This is a genomic window from Flavivirga abyssicola (assembly GCF_030540775.2).
In the GTDB taxonomy this organism is placed as follows: domain Bacteria; phylum Bacteroidota; class Bacteroidia; order Flavobacteriales; family Flavobacteriaceae; genus Flavivirga; species Flavivirga abyssicola.
This window is the reverse complement of sequence record NZ_CP141266.1, coordinates 1594475-1613376: the sequence shown is the minus strand read 5'-3', so window position 1 is coordinate 1613376 and position 18902 is coordinate 1594475. Positions and strand designations below refer to the sequence as shown.

Here is an 18902-nt window from a genome sequence, read left to right as displayed (position 1 = left end):
GAAGAAAGACTTTAGTATAATATAATGCAGCAGATAGAATTAATGGCTCCGGCAGGAAATTTTGAGTCGCTTCAAGCTGCTCTAGATAACGGAGCAGACTCTGTATATTTTGGTGTCGAGCAGTTAAATATGAGAGCAAGAGCATCTATAAACTTCACTTTAGATGATTTACCTGAAATTTCAAAACGTTGTAAAGCAAAACATGTAAGAACGTATTTAACCTTAAATACTATTATTTACGATCATGATTTATCCATTGTAAAAACACTTGTAAAAAAAGCAAAAGAAGCTGATATTACTGCTGTAATAGCAATGGATCAAGCAGTAATAGCTTGTGCGAGAGAACTCGGTTTAGAAGTGCATATTTCAACACAAATTAATATTACCAACATAGAAACGGTTAAGTTTTATGCCATGTTTGCCGATACTATGGTGTTAAGTCGGGAATTGAGCTTACGTCAGGTAAAAAAGATAACAGAAGCCATTGAAAAAGAGCAAATAAAGGGTCCTTCAGGTAAATTAGTTGAAATAGAAGTATTTGGTCATGGTGCGCTTTGTATGGCTGTTTCTGGAAAATGTTATATGAGTTTGCATTCTCAAAACTCATCGGCAAATAGAGGGGCTTGCAAACAAAATTGCAGAAAAAAGTATACGGTTATCGATCAGGAAACGGGTTTCGAAATGGAATTAGATAATGAGTATATTATGTCTCCTAAAGATTTATGCACCATAGATATTTTAGATCAGGTAGCAGAATCTGGTATTAAAGTATTGAAAATCGAAGGACGGGGTAGAGCACCCGAATATGTTGCCAGAGTTATAAAGTGTTATAGAAATGCCATAGATAGTCTTGAAAATAATACTTATGATAAAGAAAAGGTTGTTTCCTGGATGCAGGAATTGGAAAAAGTTTACAATCGAGGGTTTTGGAATGGGTATTATTTGGGACAGAAATTAGGAGAATGGAGTAATGGCTCGGGATCTCATGCTACTCAGAAAAAGGTATATATTGGTAAAGGCGTACACTTTTATACCAAAGCTAAAATAGGTGAGTTTAAAATTGACGCTTACGATGTTTCTATTGGAGACACTATTTTAGTAACTGGACCAACAACAGGAGCGAAAGAGATGGAGGTTAATGAGATGTTGGTAAATGATGAGAAATTACTAACAGGTTCTAAAGGAGATACAATAACAATACCGTTAGAATTTAGAATAAGACCTTCGGATAAATTGTATAAAATTGTTGAAAATAAAGTAGAGGTTTAATGGTTGTTATTACCTTACAAAGAAATAAGTGTATTGGTTGTAATTACTGTGTAGAATTGGCTCCAAATCAATTTCAAATGTCAAAAAAAGATGGTAAATCGGTGCTTTTACACGCAAAAGATAAAAAAGGTTTTTTTACCGCAAAATCTAACGATGATATTATTTTTGATGCCTGTGATAAAGCCTCTAAAGCCTGTCCTGTAAATATAATTAGTGTTAAGAATATTTAAATAATTTTTTGGCTTTTTAAAGTCAACATAATAATCATATCTTTACATTTCAAAAAGAATTATTAATCTTCATTCGTAATAATCTAATTATTAGCGAATTCAATATATAACGTATATGGCTTGCGCAAGCTGCTCAACTAAAGACGGTCAACCTAAAGGCTGCAAAAATAATGGTACTTGTGGTACAGACAGTTGTAACAAACTAACTGTTTTCGATTGGTTGTCAAATATGTCATTACCAAACGGAGAAAAACCATACAATTGGGTTGAGGTACGTTATAAAAATGGAAGAAAAGAATATTATAAGAATGCTGAAAACTTAACATTAAGCATTGGTGACATTGTAGCTACACAAGCGAAAGCAGGACATGATATTGGTATGGTTACCCTTACAGGGGAATTAGTACGCGTTCAGATGAAGCGTAAAAACATATCGGATAATGAAGAAGAAGCATTAAAAGTTTACCGAAAAGCAAGTCAAAAAGATATTGATATTTGGTCGTCTGCACGTGATAAGGAAGAACCTATGAAGGTAAGGGCGCGTCAGTTTGCAATCGATTTGAAATTGCAAATGAAAATTTCTGATATCGAATTTCAGGGTGATGCCAGTAAAGCCACTTTTTATTATACAGCCGAAGAACGTGTTGATTTTAGAGAGCTTATAAAAGTGTTTGCTCGCGAGTTTAGAACGCGAATAGAAATGAAACAGGTTGGATTTCGTCAAGAAGCTTCAAGGCTTGGTGGTATTGGATCTTGTGGTCGTGAATTATGCTGTTCAACTTGGTTAACAGATTTCCGATCAGTAAGCACATCGGCAGCAAGATATCAGCAATTATCATTAAACCCTCAAAAATTAGCAGGACAATGTGGTAAATTAAAATGCTGCTTAAACTATGAGTTAGACACGTATCTTGATGCATTAAAAAACTTTCCTAAAACGGATACAAAAATACATACTGAAAAAGGTACTGCGGTGTGTCAAAAAACAGATATTTTTAAAGGACATATGTGGTATGCTTATGAAGGGGAATGGAATCATTGGCATAAAATAACAACAAAGCAAGCCAATGAAATTATTGACTTAAACAAGAAGGATAAAAAAATAACAAGTCTTGAAGAGTATGCTTCAGAATTAGTAGAAGATACTAAGGCAGAGTTTGAAAACGTTGTAGGACAAGATAGTTTAACGCGTTTTGATAGTCCAAAGTCCAATAATAAACGTAAAAATAATAAGAGAAGAAACAATAAAAACAATAGAAATAACAAAAGGAAAAGAAAACCTCAAAACAGTAAAAATGCAGCAAAATAATGTATTCTTATTTCTTTTAATTTCTTTTTTGGCATTTGTGTCCTGCGATTCTAATCGTGTTTTCGATACCTACAAATCAGTTCCAAATAAATGGCACAAAGACTCTATAATTAGTTTTAAAGTTACCCCACCAGATTCTACAAACGCGTATAATTTGTTCGTTAACTTGAGAAATACAAATGCGTATAGATATAATAACTTGTTTTTAATTGTTGAAATGAGTTTCCCTCATGGGAAAACTATCAAAGACACGTTGGAATATAGAATGGCAGATCCCAGCGGAAAACTCTTAGGCATAGGACTTACTGATATTAAAGAAAATAAACTTTGGTACAAAGAGCAAGTTGTTTTTAAAGAAAAAGGAGACTATACGGTTAACATACAGCATGCCATGCGAGAAAATGGCAAGGTTAATGGTGTTATAGAGCTTGAAGGGATCACAGACATTGGTTTTAGAATTGAAAAACCTCAAAACAAATAAATAGAATTTCCAATAATTCTGAGTTTTCTTAGAATTGAATCTAGTAAATATTTAGCACTTAAAAGTTAAATGTCAAAAAAAAAGAAAGCGACAACAACTCAGGATTTTTCAAAATACATACGTTGGTTTTGGATGTTATTTGCAGGGGGAGTCTTTTTTGTGATACTTCTTTTTTTACTCGCTTCATGGGGTGCTTTTGGCAAAATGCCAGACCACACTGTATTAGAAAATCCTAAAACCCATTTAGCATCCGAAATTATTTCATCTGATGGAAAAACCTTAGGTAAATTCTATCTAAACGAGAATAGAACGCCTGTTAGTTATGACGAGTTGTCACAAAATTTAGTAGATGCGTTAATTGCGACAGAAGATGCACGATTTAAAGAGCATTCTGGGATAGATCCAAGAGGAACTTTAAGAGCGTTTTTCTTTTTAGGAAAAAAAGGAGGGGCTAGTACTATTTCCCAACAATTAGCACGCCAATTATTTGTTGGTGTTAGGTCAAAAGGATGGGACAAATATACTCAAAAGATAAAGGAATGGGTTATCTCTATACGATTAGAACGTCAATACACTAAAGAAGAAATTATAGCTCAGTATTTTAATATTTATGACTTTTTAAATAATGCCGACGGCATTAGAAGTGCTGCACGTATTTATTTTGGTAAAGAACCCAAAGATTTAGATTTAAAAGAATCAGCTATGTTAGTGGGGATGTTTAAAAACTCAAATTTATTTAGCCCAAGGATACGACCTAAGTTAACAAGAAATAGACGTAATGTGGTGTTGGCGCAAATGTATAAGTATGGATATATTACTGAAAAAGTTAAGGACTCATTGCAAAAAACAGCATTAGATTTAAATTATTCTCCTGAGTCTCATCGAGATGGAGTTGCTACTTATTTCCGAGAGTATTTACGAGCCTTTATGAAAGATTGGGTTAAGAAAAACCCAAAACCAGATGGTACAACGTATGACATCAATAAAGATGGTTTAAAAATTTATACAACCATAGATTATCGTATGCAGCAATATGCAGAAAAAGCCGTGCAACAACACATACCTAGGTTACAAGCCGAGTTCTTTGACCAAAACACGCCTGAAAAGAATCCTACGGCTCCATTTTTAGAACTTAGCCGAAAGGAAATAGATCAGTTGTTAAAGCGCAAGATGAAGCAAGGTGAACGATGGAGACTATTAAAAAAAGAAGGAAAATCTGATGTCGAGATTGAAGCGTCATTCTATAAGCTAGCTAAAATGACTGTTTTTAAATGGATAGAAGGGAAAGCTGCAGAAGTAGATACAATCATGAAACCTATTGATTCTATGCGATATTACAAATCCTTTTTAAGGACAGGTATGATGTCTATGGATCCGTTAACGGGTCATGTAAAAGCATGGGTTGGTGGTATGAATTACAGGCATTTTCAGTACGATATGGTAAACCAAGGAAAACGTCAAGTGGGCTCTACATTTAAGCCGTTTGTTTATGCAACGGCAATAGATCAATTGCATTATTCACCATGCGATGAATTTCCGGATACACCATTTTGTATAGAAAAAAACAAGTATGGCAATCCAGAAGAATGGTGTCCTAAAAATGCTAATGGTGAAAATGACTATGGAGGTACCAGAACTTTAAAAGATGCTTTGGCAAAATCTGTAAATACTATAACAGCAAGATTGATCGATAAAGTTGGTCCGCAACCTGTTGTAGATTTGGCAAGAAACTTAGGGATTAAATCTGAAATCCCAGTTGTGCCTTCCATAGCTTTAGGCGTTCCAGAGATAAGTCTTTATGAAATGGTGGGGGCTTATTCTACTTTTGTTAACAAAGGCGTATATACGAAACCCGTCATGGTTACCACCATTGAAGATAAAAATGGCACTGTTTTGTATCAATTTAAACCAGAAACACGAGATGTTTTAAGCGAAGAAACAGCTTATGTTGTTGTGAATCTTCTACAAGGTGTTACAGAAAGTGGTTCAGGATCAAACTTGAAACATGATCATAAGGCTAACAGAATAGATTATAGAAAAATAATCACGGGCTATCCATATAAATTTAAAAATCCTATAGCGGGAAAAACAGGAACCACGCAAAACCAAAGTGATGGTTGGTTTATGGGTATGGTACCTAATCTAGTAACAGGGGTTTGGGTAGGAGCTGAAGATAGACATGCACATTTTAAATCCATAACCTATGGACAAGGTGCTTCTATGGCATTACCAATTTGGGGCTTATATATGAAAAGTTGTTATGCAGATGAAACATTAAATATTTCTAAGGAACCATTTAAAAAACCAAAGGATCTATCTATAAATGTAGACTGCTCTGATGTTTCAGAGATTATTAATGATGATTCTAGGAATAGTATCCCTGAAGATTTAGACAAATTTTAATAAATTTGTTTAAAGAATAAAAAAGATATGTTTGAGCAAAATTAGGTAAGATATCATATTTTGTGTGTCGTTTGTGAGGTTTTAAAGCACTCGTTACAAACAAGCGCTAGTAGGCGAGAAAATGGCAAGGTTAATAGTATTATAGAACTTGAAGGGATCACAGATATAGGTTTTAGAATTGAAAAACCTCAAAACAAATAAATAGAATTTCTAATAATTCTGAATTTTTATCAGAATAATATCTAGTAAAATATTAATATTATAAAGTTTAATGGCAAAAAAAAAGCAAGCAACCACTACTCAAGATTTCTCAAAGTACATACGTTGGTTTTGGATGTTATTTACAGGAGGAGTACTTCTTGTAATTCTTATTTTTTTATTAGCTTCATGGGGTGCTTTTGGTGAAATGCCTGATCACACCGTGTTAGAAAACCCCAAAACCCATTTAGCAACTGAAATTATTTCATCTGATGGAAAAACCTTAGGAAAGTTTTATTTAAATGATAATAGAACACCTGTTGGTTATGATGAATTACCACAAAATTTGGTAGATGCTTTGATTGCTACTGAAGATGCACGTTTCCATGAGCATTCGGGAATTGATGCACGTGGAACCATAAGAGCAGCTGTTTTTTTAGGAACAAAAGGTGGTGCTAGTACAATTTCTCAACAACTTGCAAAACAATTATTTCATAGAAGAGAAAAAGCAAATATAATAGAAAAGCTTTCTCAAAAGCTTAGAGAGTGGATTATAGCTATACGCTTAGAGCGTCAGTATACTAAAGAAGAAATTATAGCACAATATTTTAATATTTACGATTTTGGTAACAACGCAGATGGTATCCGTAGTGCGGCTGCTATCTATTTTGATAAAGAACCAGGTGAATTAAGTATGAAAGAATCCGCCATGTTGGTTGGAATGTTTAAGAACTCTTCATTGTATAATCCTAGAAGAAATCCAGTTGGAGTGAGAAACAGACGTAATGTTGTTTTGTACCAATTGGAATACTATGATTATATTAATGAAACTGTAAAAGATTCACTTCAAAAAACAGAGTTGGATTTACGTTACACACCACAATCACATCGAGATGGTATTGCGACTTATTTTAGAGGTTATTTAGATGGTTTTATGAAAGACTGGATTAAGAAGAATCCGAAACCAGACGGTACAAATTATAGTTTATATAACGATGGGTTGAAAATTTATACAACCATAGATTCACGTATGCAAACATATGCTGAAGCAGCAGTACAAAAACATATGCCTAGGCTGCAAGCTGAGTTTTTTAACCAAAATACACCCAAAAGGAACCCTACAGCCCCATTTTTAGAGTTAGATAGAGAAGAAATAAAAGCTTTAATGAAACGCTCTATGAGACGTGGCGAACGCTGGAGAATATTAAAAAAAGCAGGAAAGTCTGATGCCGAGATTGAAGCATCGTTTGATAAGCCCACTAAAATGACAGTCTTTAAATGGGAAGACGGTAAGCCTTCAGAAGTGGATACTATAATGAAACCTATGGATTCTATGCGATACTATAAATCGTTTTTAAAACCAGGAATGATGTCTATGGATCCCTTAACCGGTCATGTAAAAGCATGGGTAGGCGGTATGAATTATAGGCATTTTCAGTACGACATGGTAAAACAGGGAAAACGTCAAATAGGCTCTACATTTAAACCTTTAGTGTATACAGCAGCAATAGATCAATTACACTATTCGCCTTGTGATGAATTTCCAGATACGCCTTTTTGTATAGAAAAAGATAAACACGGTAATCCAGAAGAATGGTGTCCTAAAAATTCCGGAGGAGAGAATGATTATGGAGGTACTAGAACTTTAAAGAATGCTTTGGCAAATTCTGTAAATACTATAACTGCGAGGTTAATTGATAAAGTAGGGCCACAACCTGTTGTAGATTTAGCGAAAAACTTAGGAATAGAGTCTGAAATACCAGCTGTACCGTCCATAGCTTTAGGAACCCCAGATATAAGTGTTTACGAAATGGTAGGAGCCTATGCTGCATTTGCCAATAAGGGTGTATATACCAAACCAGTAATGGTTACCACTATTGAAGATAAAAATGGAACTATTTTATATCAATTTAAGCCAGAGACACGAGATGTTTTAAATGAAGAAACCGCTTATGTTGCGGTGAAACTTATGGAAGGCGTTACACAGGGAGGTTCAGGAACTAGGTTAAGACATAAATATGCAGCTAGTAGAACAGAGTACAAAGAAATAATAACAGGTTACCCTTATGGATTTACTAACCCAATAGCAGGAAAGACAGGAACGACTCAAAATCAGAGTGATGGTTGGTTTATGGGTATGGTGCCTAATTTGGTTACAGGTGTTTGGGTAGGTGCAGAAGATAGAGCTGCACATTTTAGATCTATAACTTACGGACAAGGAGCTTCCATGGCATTACCTATTTGGGGCTTATATATGAAAAGCTGTTATGCAGATAAAACATTAAATGTTTCTAAAGAAGCGTTTGAAGAACCAGCAAACTTATCTATTAATGTAGATTGCTCTAAAGCCTCAGAGACTATTGATGATGATACCAATGATGATATCCCTGATGATTTAGGCGGTTTTTAGTAGATAAATTTTTTAGCATATATAAAAAAAACCATTCGAAACGAATGGTTTTTTTATTGTTTTTTCAACGGGCAAAATTCTATATTAATCGTTTAATTTTATTGATAAAGAACTTATTGGGTAATAATTTTAAAAATAATTCAATTATACGTAAATTTATACAGTAAAAATTTAATAAAAATGATTAATAAAAAAGTTGCTAATGTTCAAGATGCCTTAAAAGGTGTGTCGGATAACATGACACTCATGCTAGGAGGCTTTGGACTTAGTGGTATTCCAGAAAATGCTATTTCTGAATTGGTTAAACTTGGTGTTAAAGGGTTGACATGTATCTCAAATAATGCTGGCGTTGATGATTTTGGATTAGGGTTACTTCTTCAAAAAAAACAAATAAAGAAAATGGTTTCATCTTATGTGGGTGAAAATGATGAGTTTGAACGTCAAATGCTTTCAGGCGAATTAGATGTAGAATTGATTCCTCAAGGAACTTTAGCAGAGCGTTGTCGTGCAGCACAAGCCGGTTTTCCAGCTGTTTATACACCAGCAGGTTTTGGGACTGAAGTAGCTGAAGGTAAAGAAACCAGAGATTTTGATGGAAAAATGTATGTGCTGGAGCATGCTTTTAAAGCCGATTTTGCATTTGTAAAAGCATGGAAGGGAGATGCTGCAGGGAATTTAATTTTTAAAGGAACCTCTAGGAACTTTAACCCCAATATGTGTGGTGCTGCAAAAATAACAGTAGCTGAGGTTGAAGAGTTAGTGCCCTTAGGGACATTAGATCCCAATCAAATTCATATTCCTGGAATTTTTGTGCAACGTATTTTTCAAGGAGCTCATTATGAAAAACGTATTGAACAGCGAACCGTTAGACCAAGGGAATAAGTGATTGTCATCCCCTATGTTTGTAAGTGGGAGGGGATATATAAATATTTACATTAGATGAATTAAAAAAAGTAGAAAGAACAAGGCGATTACTTGTCATTCCTGCGAAGGCAGGAATTCACTTTTAAAAATTAAGTTTTAATTAAAAAGATTCCTGCCTTCGCAGGAATGACAAAATTATGTTAGATAAAACCGGAATAGCAAAACGAATAGCTAAAGAAGTAAAGAATGGATATTATGTTAACCTAGGAATAGGTATACCTACTTTGGTTGCAAATTATGTAAGAAGCGATATAGAAGTAGAATTTCAAAGTGAAAATGGTGTTTTAGGTATGGGGCCATTTCCATTTGAAGGTGAAGAAGATGCCGATATTATAAATGCAGGAAAGCAAACCATAACGACATTGCCAGGAGCTAGTTTTTTTGATTCAGCAATGAGCTTCTCTATGATACGAGGACAACATGTAGACCTAACCATTTTGGGGGCTATGGAAGTTGCAGAAAATGGAGATATAGCTAATTGGAAGATCCCAGGTAAAATGGTAAAGGGTATGGGAGGTGCGATGGACTTAGTTGCTAGTGCAGAAAATATTATTGTTGCTATGATGCATACAAATAAAAGAGGTGAATCTAAACTTTTAAAACAATGCTCATTGCCATTAACAGGTGTAGGCTGTGTAAAAAAGATCGTAACTAATATGGCCGTTCTTGAGGTGACAAACAATGGGTTTAAACTTTTAGAACGTGCCCCAGGAGTATCTGTAGAAGAGATAAAAAATGCCACCGAGGGTAGCTTAATTGTTGATAGAGATATTCCAGAAATGGTATTGTAATATATTCTTAGACTAAAAAATAAAAACCCTCAAGCAGGAATGCTTGAGGGTTTTTTAATTAGAAATTTCTAATTAAAGATTCTTTGAAAGCATATAAATTATTATTCATTCGATGGAAATGTTAAAAATAAATGCATTTCATCGATTTTTTATGTTTTTAATCTGATTTATTGAAAAAAAGTTCCATATTTGTTAACCCCAAAAGAAACCAAATATTATAATAGATTTCCCCCAAATCTACCATAAATTGAAAACTTATGAAATTTGCAACAAATCTACCTGAACAACCTACATTAAATGAAAGTAGATTCAAAGAAACCATTAAAGAGAATTTACGATTTTTAAAAAGCCTACTGTATCTAACAAAAAAGATATTTATGTTATAATCCCTTAGGGATGGCTTCAATTAATTTTTTAGTATATTCTTTTTTCGGTGTGCTATAGATAACATCTGCATCACCTAATTCTTCAATCTTACCTTTATTCATTACCAGTAATTGATCGGACATATATTTTACAACGGCCAAATCGTGTGAAATGAAAATATATGTAAAGCCAAAAGTTTCTTTAAGCTCATTCAAGAGGTTTAAAACTTGAGCTTGAACCGATATGTCTAATGCAGAAACGGACTCATCACACACAATTAATTTGGGTTGTAAAGCAATGGTTCTTGCAATTCCAATACGCTGTCTTTGTCCCCCTGAAAATTCATGAGGATAACGGTCAAAATAATCTTCAGATAAGCCAACACGGTTTAAAATATCAATAGCCTTTTCTTTTCGTTCGCTATCCGAAAAAAGATTATGAACCTTCATCGGCTCCATGATAGCTTCGCCAATAGGAATTCTGGGGTTTAATGAGGAGTATGGATCCTGAAAAATAATTTGGATATCTTTCCGTAGCTTTTTAATTTCAGAATTAGGCAATTTAGTAATATCAGTTCCATTATATAATATTTGTCCAGCAGTTGCCTTGTCTAATTGAAGGATGGCATTCCCTAGTGTAGATTTGCCACAGCCAGATTCACCTACTAACCCTAATGTTTCGCCTTCGTATAACTTGAAACTAACATCGTTTACAGCCTTAAATGATTCTGGTTTAGTAAACCAACCTGATTTAGATATATATTCTTTTTCAACATTTATAACCTCTAGCAGAGGGGCTTTGTTGTATAGTTTTTTATGTTGAAGTTTACGTTGCTCAATCGTTATAACGTCATTTGAAGTCGTATTATTTAAATAATCGTCTATAGTTGGTAATGTTTTTAATCGTGTATCTAAAGAGGGACGTGAGTTAATAAGTGCTTTAGTATAAACATGTTTTGGAGCTTTAAAAATAGTTGAAACATCACCTTGTTCAACAATATCGCCTTTATACATAACTAAAACTCTATCTGCTATTTCGGAAATTAAAGCCAAATCGTGAGTAATGAAAATAACACTCATTTTTGTGTCGACTTGTAAAGTCTTTAGTAGTTTAATAATTTCCTTTTGAACGGTAACATCTAGCGCTGTGGTTGGCTCATCAGCAATTAAAATATCTGGTTTACAAGCAATGGCCATGGCAATCATAACACGTTGTTTCTGTCCGCCAGAAATTTCATGTGGATAAGAGTTATAGACTCTTACTGCGTCTGGAAGTTTTACTTTTTCAAATAATAATATAGTTTCATCTTTTGATTCTTGTTTAGAAAGCTTAGTATGCTGTAATAATATTTCCTGAACCTGTTTTCCACAGGTCATTGAAGGGTTTAAAGAACTCATAGGTTCCTGGAAAATCATGGCAATTTTTTTCCCTCGAATATTTTGAAATGCTTTTGGAGCAAGATTAGTTAAATCTTTATTATTATAAATAATACTGCCAGAGGTGATTTTTGAAATCTTTTTTGGAAGCAAACCTAAAATAGCCAAAGAGGATACTGATTTTCCTGAGCCAGATTCTCCCACAATACCCAATATTTCATTTTTATTTAGATGATATGAAATATTGTGAATCACGTCATTATTTCCAAATGAAATGGAAAGATCCTTAATCTTTAAAATAATGTTTTCTTGCATTAAATGTGAATAATTTCATCATCAATTAAAAGGTCATCACCGCGCAATCTTAAAAATATTTGAGCTACAGCAATGGTATCTTTTTCACAATAAATAATAATTCTATCAACTTCATTTTCTTCATAATATACGCGATATACTTCACTACCATCAATATCATCTTTTGGTGAAGGAATTCCTAAAACATTAGTTAATAATTTTAATGAGGTATAACTTTTATAATCTCCAAATTTCCATAATTCTAAAGTATCCAAATGAGGTACTTCCCAGGGCTTTTTTCCAAAGAGATTTAGTTTATAAGGTAATTCAATGTTATTAATTATCATGCGACGTGCAATGTAGGGAAAGTCAAATTCTTTACCATTATGAGCACAGAGAAGATGTTTTGTTTCACTAAAATGCGAGATTAATAAGTTCTTAAAATCTTTTAAAATTTTAATTTCATCACCATAAAATGAGGTCACTCTAAAGGTGCGTACATCATTTAAAATATTAAAATATCCAACGGAGATACAGACTATTTTTCCAAATTCAGCCCAAATCCCAGCACGATCGTAAAATTCTTCGGCGGTAAATTCGTCTTTGCGTTGGTATTGGGATTTTTTGTCCCAAAGGGCTTGTTTATCTTCATCTAACTCTGAAAAATACTGTGTTTCAGGAACAGTTTCAATGTCTAGAAATAAGATATTTTCTAAATTTAGTTTTGAAATCATTGATTTAACATCTTATAGGCTTCTTCAATGTAGATATCAGTATCTATGGTAAAAGGTTTTTTACCTTCATCAGCTGAGGTATGGTGTCCTAATCTTACAATAATCACATTGTCATTTGGTTCAACAATTATGTACTGACTGTGATGCCCTCGCATTAGAAAAAAACGTTTCTTTTTCATTTTTTTTATCCACCATCCGTAACCATATTCTGGGCTATTGGCAAATCGGGGTGACATCGATTTTGCTACAAAAACAGAATCTAAAATTTGTTTGCCATTCCATTTGCCATAATCTTTATAAAGCTTACCAAAGCGCGCAAAATCCCTAGCATTACTAGAGATACAACAAAACGTTTTTGCTAATCTGTTTTCTTCGTCATCTACCTGCCATAATGCGTCTTGAGATGCTCCCATTGGTTTCCAAAAACTTTCTGAAAGGTAATTAGCTAAGGTTTTTCCTGTAGCTTTTTGAATTATCATGCCTAATAGTTGAGTGTTTCCACTTAAATATTCAAATTCTTTTCCTGGTGTTTTAACTGCTTTAAGATTTAAAATGGTTTCAGCTAAATCATCATCATAATTGGCTCTTGCAGTTAGAGAAAAAGGGCTCGTATAATGTTCCACCCAATTTAAACCAGAAGCCATGGAAGCCAAATCACCAACAGTTGTTTTTATATCACCATATTCTGGGTAAAAGTCAGTAACAGGTTGGTCTAAGCTTTTAATATAACCATCCATAATAGCTTTGCCAAGCATAGATGTAGTAATGCTTTTTGTTACAGAAAAAGAATTTGTCTTAGATTCTTTTCCATAATTAGGAGCGTACCACTCGTAAAAAATACTATCATTTTTAATAATTAAATAGGCAACAGTTTCTAATTCACTATTAATCTTATTTAATTTTTCGGTAGGTTTAGCATTATTATATTTTTTATGTAATAACCAAGGCTGAAAATTATCTCCGCTTTTAATAGTATCATTTTCAAAGTAAGGATAGTCATCTATGAAAACCGTTTTGTGCCCAGTTAAGTAAACAATACGGACACCCCTTAAAATATAGCTATAGTCAAAAATGTAAAGTAATAGAATAATAACACCGATGATTATAGCGATCCATTTTAAAAGTTTTTTGAGTAATTTCATTATAAATTTTTTATTCGATTAAATATAATAATTTATAATGAAGATTTATAGCTTTCTTTCTGTTTGCGTTTTTCTTTATAGAATGCTTTATTGGCAACATAAATAGTTTTACTCAATTCTGCTATGGTGTTCCCTTCTTTGTCTACTATCGTTGGGGTCTTTACAATATCTATTTCACCTTTGTTGGATATATCCTTTTTAAAAGTGTTAATTTCATCAATACTAAACTCGAATTCACAATATAGTGTATCTTTTCCTGGACGTTTATATTTTATAGATGCAGCTTTATCCCAAACAATATAATCTTCACCTAAAATATTCATAAGTTGAATCATGTAAATCGGGTCTGTAGCCGAAAATAAACTACCACCAAATATAGATCCGACAAAATTTCTATTTTTAAAACTTAAGGGAATTTTTATTTTAACATAATGCAAATTGTCGCTCACTTCAATAACTTTACCTGTTGATCGTCTATACATAGGTGATAAGTTAAATCCATATTTATATATCTGTTTATCAGATAAAAAGCGTTTCAAGATTTTAGTAAGTATTCTGTACATTTTTAAAAAAGAGATTGTTGCTTATAGGGGCTTTCATGCTCTAATAACCATTTTTTACGATGTAAACCACCAGCATAACCCGTTAAACTACCATCACTACCAATAACACGGTGACAAGGGACAATAATCCATAGGGGATTTTTTCCATTCGCATTTGCTACTGCTCGAATTGCTTTTACATCGCCTAATTGCTTAGATAACTCTAAATAAGAAAGTGTTTTTCCATGGGGAATTTGCTCAAGTAGTTTCCAGACTTTTTTTTGAAAATCGGTTCCCTGAGGGTTTAATTTTAGATTGAATTGATTGCGCTTTCCTTCAAAATATTCTTTAAGCTGACGTGCACAGTCTTCTAACTCTAAGGGAATAATTTCGGTTACTTTTTCTTCAGAATTTAAAACATTAACAGAAGAGATTCCATGATGATCTCCATTTATTTTAGTATAACCTAAAGGTGATTGTATAATGCAAGTTTCCATTGTTTTTTTGGTTTATTCATCCAAAATACCTAGTTTTTTAGCCCTTGTTTCCCAGCTCTTACGCGCCAGATGTTGAAGATCTGAAACATTATCGCTTTCGTCCATAATTTCTAAACCTAACAATGTTTCAATAGCATCTTCCATGGTTACTAAACCATTTACAGAACCATACTCATCAACAACCAAAGCCATATGATTTCTACTTTCAACTAATTGTTCAAATAGATTTGGAATAGGTAAACTACGATTAACAATAATAATAGGTCTTTTTAAATCGGATAGTTTTTTATCTCCATGATTAAGCGCCATTTCTTTAAAGACTTCATCTTTGAGCACCAACCCCTTTATGTTGTCTGGTTCATTTGAATATATAGGGATTCTTGAAAAACGAAGGTTCATGTTTGTATTAAAAAAATCTTCAACAGTGGTATTTTGATCAACCGTCAACATAACAGTTCTGGGAGTCATAATATCTTTTGCTAAAACTTCTTTAAAAGTCAATAAATTTTTAATGATTTTACTTTCATTTTCTTGAAACACACCTTTTTCCTGAGCGATTTCCGTCATAGCATGAAAATCTTCGCGGCTTAGTATACTTCCATGACCTTTACCTCCAATGAGTTTAGTGGTTAGTTGTAAAAGCCATAATATTCCTGTCCATTTTAAAGGAAAAATTAAAATGGTTAATGCTTTAGATGTGAAATTTGCTAAGCCTTTCCAGTAAGTTGCACCAATGGTTTTTGGAATAATTTCGGAAGCAATTAAAATTAGTAAGGTCATAATAGCTGAAATAACTCCAACGGTATTAATTCCAGCCAGTTCTATTTTATAAGGCAGTTTTTCGGCTTGGATACCAACCATCATCGCTCCCAACGTATGTGCTATCGTGTTTAAAGTAAGTATAGCAATTAGTGGCTTATCTACATCTTTTTTTAAGCGTTCTAATGTAAATGCATAGTCTTTACCTTCCTGCTTTTTTACGTTTATAAATGTTGGTGTAACAGTTAACAGGACAGCCTCTAAAATAGAGCATAAAAAAGAAAAGAAAATGGAAATTGTTGCCCAAAAAATTAATGCACTCATTAAAAATCAATTTATGGCTAAAATAGTTAAAATTTATTTTGTAACTTGTGTAAGTAAATACTGTTGGTTGGTATGGATTTTCTCTCTTTCGAGTTTCTTATTTAATAGCATAATTAAAAAAAGCAAATTTATGACAACCAAAAAACCATCCTATGAGCTTGCAGAAGTTACTTGTGCAAAAAAAGAATGCAATGAAACGTTTAGTGTAATTATTTCTTCAATATATACGGTTATTAGCAGACCAGTTGTAGAAGTAGAGTTTAATCCCTTAAGACATAATGAAATAGTAAAAACAAACACGTTTGACGATTATCTAGTCATTAAATGTACTTGTGGACATAGTCAAAGAGTATACTTAAAAATAAAACAAAAATGAGGGAATTAAAAGATTTTGATAGCTTTTGGCTTGCCAAAGGTCAAGAAACAGTTCATGGGACATTTGTTGATCTCAATAAACATTTAACAAATTACAATAATTATTTAAAAGCGTTGTTAGGGTTTTATACCCTAATTGGTTTGACAGCTAATTTAATTACTTCCACTACCAATGTGAAGGTATATTTAGCTTTTGTTTTACCTTATATCATTCTGTTTTTAGCAATGTTTAAAATTTCGGTAGGACAAAGTGTGCAGTTAGAAAAGCTGGACTTGAGAAGTCCTTTGCAAATTAACGATGCTTATGGAAAGTTAGTTTATGGTTTAAAAAAAGATATTACTCAAGCTAAAAAGTGGGTTGCTTTGGCAACTATAGCTATTTTAATTGGAGGTTCTGTAGCTTTGTATTCTATTAATATAGAAAAAGAAGAGCGAGAAAAACGTGAAAAGGTTGATAAACGAAAAGATAAAATTTTAAATTATGAAGATGAGAATTTAAAAGCGTATAAGAAGGCTCAAAAAATTAATATTACACGACATATTAAAGAGAATATGATAAGTATTGCAGCTAAGTTTTCAGAAGATAAAAAAATAGCTCTAAAATTCGTAAATTTAAAAAAGGATACTATTATTAAGATTATAGATGTCCCTAAACTTTGTGATTATAAGCTTGACGTTGAGAATATAGAAGAGCTTATAGAAACTACAATTAAATAGAATTTAAAAAGAATAAAACAACCATGGAAACTTTTGAAACTAAATTGGATGATAATCCTCTGGATATTATAATAAAACCCTCAAGCGATGCTCTTTTGGACGGTTCTAATAAGGTTTTAGTTACCATTTATAATAAAGAAGAACCTAGAAAATGGAGAAAGGTTAACGTGGAAAAAGCCGGTTCCAATAAGTTTCATGCAGAAATTTTAAAAACTCGTTTAGAAAGAAAACCTACCATTAAAATAAGAACAAATTTTATTGTCGATAACATTGATTTAAAGGAGCAAATAGTTAAGACTACAACTATAAGGTATAACCTAACAGATACGTTAAATAGTAAAGACTATGAATCAAAGTATCAAAATAACGATAAAGAGTATGATATGGGAAGGGCAGATGATGAGACGTTTAGTGTTTCGAAAAGAATAGAAGTATTATTTACATAATTTCAAAATGAAGCGAAATGATAAAAATTAAATGTATTCCGTTTTTATTCTTTTTTGGTTGTTCTATATTATTAGCACAACAAAAAGCGTCTATAAATGATTTTAATTTTGAAAGTACGACCAACCCAGCATTTACTTTATTAGATGAAACTCCCACGCAAATTAATACACCGGATAATCTTAAAGCGCTTGGCTTATATTTATCTAACGGATTTTCCAATACAAACTTAGCTCTTGAAGTGAACCCTTATTGGCTTATAGATTTTGAAACAGAGCGTTCCTATGAGAAATATAGAGGGATAAAAACCAATGAAAAGAATAAGACTTATATAGATCCGTTTATTGGCTTAAAAACAAATTCTTCTTTTTCGATGGGCTATATAGATAAAAAGTTTGAAGGATTTGCAGAAGAAAAAAAAGTCTTAGCTATAGGTTATAGAACAACTATTTTAAAGTTTTACAACGCAGACAGGTTAAAGAAAATCCAGAATACAATCCAAGAAATAGATAACGGGGTTGCGAGCCCCTTAAATAAGTTATTCGAAGAATATTTTATTGCCGAAGGTATTAATATCCCCGGAAGTGGAAGTTGTAGTGCCATTGATACAGATCAAGCTTTGAGCGATAAATTTCATGGTTTGGCTAAAGATTTTATCGATAGAGTATTAGCAACTCAAGATTCGGATGATATAGATCCCTTTGCTGAAAGAGGAAAAAACATATTAATGAGTATCAATAAGTTAAATATTACTAAAGAAGAACTGGTCTCGGGATATTTTAAAGACAGATGTGAAAACATTAAAAACTTTGTAAATAATCCTAAAACGATAAAACCTATTTTCCGATTAGACGGTGCTATTGGGCATAGTTTGCTTTTTAAAGAAAATGAAATAAATTCATCGACAGCCAATAGATTTGGAGCTTGGTTGACGGCGGATGTAGCTGTTAAATTTAATGATGAAAATTACCTTCATTTTTATGGCATAGGGAAATATGTTGATGACGGATTTAATATAAATAGTGGCGGCCAATATTTTAAAGAGCACTTTTGGGATTATGGAGGTAAGGTGGAACTTGAACTAAACAAACTCAAATTTTCTTATGAGTATTTAGAACGTTCGGGAGATGGAGATGAGTTTAGATCGGTCGGAAACATAACGTATCAAGTTAATAAAAAGATTAGTATAACGGGAGGGTTTGGTAAAGATTTTCCTCAAGATGATAACCTTGTTACTTTGTTAGGAATTAATTGGGGATTAAATCTTGGAGAATCTCTTTTTTCTAAGTAAATCTTTAAAAAATAAATGCTGTTTTT

The 18902-nt window shown here is 32.8% G+C and carries 18 protein-coding genes; 12 read left to right on the top strand and 6 right to left on the bottom strand.

Features of this window, described 5'->3' with window-relative positions:
* The first annotated feature begins 24 nt into the window (after window positions 1-24).
* The 8 genes from Q4Q34_RS06720 (at window position 25) to Q4Q34_RS06685 (ending at window position 10015) form a co-directional block, all read left to right on the top strand.
* Entirely contained in the window at window positions 25-1269 is a 1245-nt protein-coding gene (locus Q4Q34_RS06720; RefSeq protein WP_303316496.1) for a peptidase U32 family protein, read from the top strand.
* Window positions 1269-1499, top strand: coding sequence for a ferredoxin (locus Q4Q34_RS06715; RefSeq protein ID WP_303316495.1), 231 nt, complete (start codon window positions 1269-1271; stop codon window positions 1497-1499). Before Q4Q34_RS06720 ends, Q4Q34_RS06715 begins: the two co-directional genes overlap by 1 nt.
* Before the next feature lie 115 nt (window positions 1500-1614).
* On the top strand, window positions 1615-2808 hold the full coding sequence (locus tag Q4Q34_RS06710) for a PSP1 domain-containing protein (RefSeq protein WP_303316494.1): 1194 nt from the start codon (window positions 1615-1617) through the stop codon (window positions 2806-2808).
* Window positions 2795-3289, top strand: a complete 495-nt coding sequence (locus tag Q4Q34_RS06705) for a gliding motility lipoprotein GldH (protein ID WP_303316493.1) — start codon at window positions 2795-2797, stop codon at window positions 3287-3289. Before Q4Q34_RS06710 ends, Q4Q34_RS06705 begins: the two co-directional genes overlap by 14 nt.
* 69 nt (window positions 3290-3358) lie before the next feature.
* A complete protein-coding gene (locus Q4Q34_RS06700; RefSeq protein WP_303316492.1) occupies window positions 3359-5692 on the top strand; it encodes a penicillin-binding protein 1A in 2334 nt (777 codons plus the stop codon).
* A 271-nt stretch (window positions 5693-5963) separates the two neighbouring features.
* Window positions 5964-8300: a transglycosylase domain-containing protein gene (locus Q4Q34_RS06695; RefSeq protein ID WP_303316491.1), complete on the top strand. Its 2337-nt coding sequence runs from the start codon at window positions 5964-5966 to the stop codon at window positions 8298-8300.
* A gap of 180 nt (window positions 8301-8480) precedes the next feature.
* Entirely contained in the window at window positions 8481-9182 is a 702-nt protein-coding gene (locus tag Q4Q34_RS06690; RefSeq protein ID WP_303316490.1) for a CoA transferase subunit A, read from the top strand.
* A gap of 179 nt (window positions 9183-9361) precedes the next feature.
* A complete protein-coding gene (locus Q4Q34_RS06685; RefSeq protein WP_303316489.1) occupies window positions 9362-10015 on the top strand; it encodes a CoA transferase subunit B in 654 nt (217 codons plus the stop codon).
* A gap of 380 nt (window positions 10016-10395) precedes the next feature.
* Here the strand turns inward: Q4Q34_RS06685 and Q4Q34_RS06680 are convergent, their stop codons facing one another.
* From Q4Q34_RS06680 to Q4Q34_RS06655, 6 genes are read right to left on the bottom strand one after another with little or no spacing between them, the layout of a single operon-like run.
* On the bottom strand, window positions 10396-12072 hold the full coding sequence (locus Q4Q34_RS06680; protein ID WP_303316488.1) for an ABC transporter ATP-binding protein: 1677 nt from the start codon (window positions 12070-12072) through the stop codon (window positions 10396-10398).
* Window positions 12072-12785: a 3'-5' exonuclease gene (locus Q4Q34_RS06675; RefSeq protein WP_303316487.1), complete on the bottom strand. Its 714-nt coding sequence runs from the start codon at window positions 12783-12785 to the stop codon at window positions 12072-12074. The genes Q4Q34_RS06680 and Q4Q34_RS06675 overlap by 1 nt, the downstream gene beginning before the upstream one ends.
* Window positions 12782-13927 (bottom strand): serine hydrolase domain-containing protein, encoded by a 1146-nt coding sequence (locus Q4Q34_RS06670; protein ID WP_303316486.1) that lies wholly within the window; start codon window positions 13925-13927, stop codon window positions 12782-12784. Before Q4Q34_RS06670 ends, Q4Q34_RS06675 begins: the two co-directional genes overlap by 4 nt.
* A 32-nt stretch (window positions 13928-13959) precedes the next feature.
* Window positions 13960-14490: a DUF4442 domain-containing protein gene (locus tag Q4Q34_RS06665; RefSeq protein ID WP_303316485.1), complete on the bottom strand. Its 531-nt coding sequence runs from the start codon at window positions 14488-14490 to the stop codon at window positions 13960-13962.
* Window positions 14491-14492: 2 nt separating this feature from the next.
* Entirely contained in the window at window positions 14493-14966 is a 474-nt protein-coding gene (locus Q4Q34_RS06660) for a methylated-DNA--[protein]-cysteine S-methyltransferase (protein WP_303316484.1), read from the bottom strand.
* A gap of 12 nt (window positions 14967-14978) precedes the next feature.
* The gene (locus tag Q4Q34_RS06655; RefSeq protein ID WP_303316483.1) at window positions 14979-16049 is read right to left on the bottom strand and encodes a CNNM domain-containing protein; all 1071 of its coding nucleotides are present in this window, start codon (window positions 16047-16049) and stop codon (window positions 14979-14981) included.
* Window positions 16050-16179: 130 nt separating this feature from the next.
* Between Q4Q34_RS06655 and Q4Q34_RS06650 the strand changes: the two genes are divergently transcribed.
* The 4 genes from Q4Q34_RS06650 to Q4Q34_RS06635 are packed head-to-tail and all read left to right on the top strand — an operon-like array spanning window position 16180 to window position 18876.
* Window positions 16180-16425 (top strand): hypothetical protein, encoded by a 246-nt coding sequence (locus tag Q4Q34_RS06650; RefSeq protein WP_303316482.1) that lies wholly within the window; start codon window positions 16180-16182, stop codon window positions 16423-16425.
* Window positions 16422-17141, top strand: a complete 720-nt coding sequence (locus Q4Q34_RS06645) for a hypothetical protein (protein ID WP_303316481.1) — start codon at window positions 16422-16424, stop codon at window positions 17139-17141. The genes Q4Q34_RS06650 and Q4Q34_RS06645 overlap by 4 nt, the downstream gene beginning before the upstream one ends.
* 23 nt (window positions 17142-17164) lie before the next feature.
* Window positions 17165-17587, top strand: coding sequence for a hypothetical protein (locus Q4Q34_RS06640; protein ID WP_303316480.1), 423 nt, complete (start codon window positions 17165-17167; stop codon window positions 17585-17587).
* 17 nt (window positions 17588-17604) lie between these two features.
* Window positions 17605-18876 carry a hypothetical protein gene (locus tag Q4Q34_RS06635; protein ID WP_303316479.1) on the top strand — a complete coding sequence of 424 codons (1272 nt, stop codon included), beginning with the start codon at window positions 17605-17607 and terminating at the stop codon, window positions 18874-18876.
* The last annotated feature ends 26 nt before the right edge of the window (window positions 18877-18902 follow it).

Bases quoted from the DNA above. Each gene is read 5' to 3' on its own strand.
- Q4Q34_RS06720 (WP_303316496.1), top strand. From the start codon at position 25: ATGCAGCAGATAGAATTAATGGCTCCGGCAGGAAATTTTGAGTCGCTT.
- Q4Q34_RS06715 (WP_303316495.1), top strand. From the start codon at position 1,269: ATGGTTGTTATTACCTTACAAAGAAATAAGTGTATTGGTTGTAATTAC.
- Q4Q34_RS06710 (WP_303316494.1), top strand. From the start codon at position 1,615: ATGGCTTGCGCAAGCTGCTCAACTAAAGACGGTCAACCTAAAGGCTGC.
- Q4Q34_RS06705 (WP_303316493.1), top strand. From the start codon at position 2,795: ATGCAGCAAAATAATGTATTCTTATTTCTTTTAATTTCTTTTTTGGCA.
- Q4Q34_RS06700 (WP_303316492.1), top strand. From the start codon at position 3,359: ATGTCAAAAAAAAAGAAAGCGACAACAACTCAGGATTTTTCAAAATAC.
- Q4Q34_RS06695 (WP_303316491.1), top strand. From the start codon at position 5,964: ATGGCAAAAAAAAAGCAAGCAACCACTACTCAAGATTTCTCAAAGTAC.
- Q4Q34_RS06690 (WP_303316490.1), top strand. From the start codon at position 8,481: ATGATTAATAAAAAAGTTGCTAATGTTCAAGATGCCTTAAAAGGTGTG.
- Q4Q34_RS06685 (WP_303316489.1), top strand. From the start codon at position 9,362: ATGTTAGATAAAACCGGAATAGCAAAACGAATAGCTAAAGAAGTAAAG.
- Q4Q34_RS06680 (WP_303316488.1), bottom strand. From the start codon at position 12,072: ATGCAAGAAAACATTATTTTAAAGATTAAGGATCTTTCCATTTCATTT.
- Q4Q34_RS06675 (WP_303316487.1), bottom strand. From the start codon at position 12,785: ATGATTTCAAAACTAAATTTAGAAAATATCTTATTTCTAGACATTGAA.
- Q4Q34_RS06670 (WP_303316486.1), bottom strand. From the start codon at position 13,927: ATGAAATTACTCAAAAAACTTTTAAAATGGATCGCTATAATCATCGGT.
- Q4Q34_RS06665 (WP_303316485.1), bottom strand. From the start codon at position 14,490: ATGTACAGAATACTTACTAAAATCTTGAAACGCTTTTTATCTGATAAA.
- Q4Q34_RS06660 (WP_303316484.1), bottom strand. From the start codon at position 14,966: ATGGAAACTTGCATTATACAATCACCTTTAGGTTATACTAAAATAAAT.
- Q4Q34_RS06655 (WP_303316483.1), bottom strand. From the start codon at position 16,049: ATGAGTGCATTAATTTTTTGGGCAACAATTTCCATTTTCTTTTCTTTT.
- Q4Q34_RS06650 (WP_303316482.1), top strand. From the start codon at position 16,180: ATGACAACCAAAAAACCATCCTATGAGCTTGCAGAAGTTACTTGTGCA.
- Q4Q34_RS06645 (WP_303316481.1), top strand. From the start codon at position 16,422: ATGAGGGAATTAAAAGATTTTGATAGCTTTTGGCTTGCCAAAGGTCAA.
- Q4Q34_RS06640 (WP_303316480.1), top strand. From the start codon at position 17,165: ATGGAAACTTTTGAAACTAAATTGGATGATAATCCTCTGGATATTATA.
- Q4Q34_RS06635 (WP_303316479.1), top strand. From the start codon at position 17,605: ATGATAAAAATTAAATGTATTCCGTTTTTATTCTTTTTTGGTTGTTCT.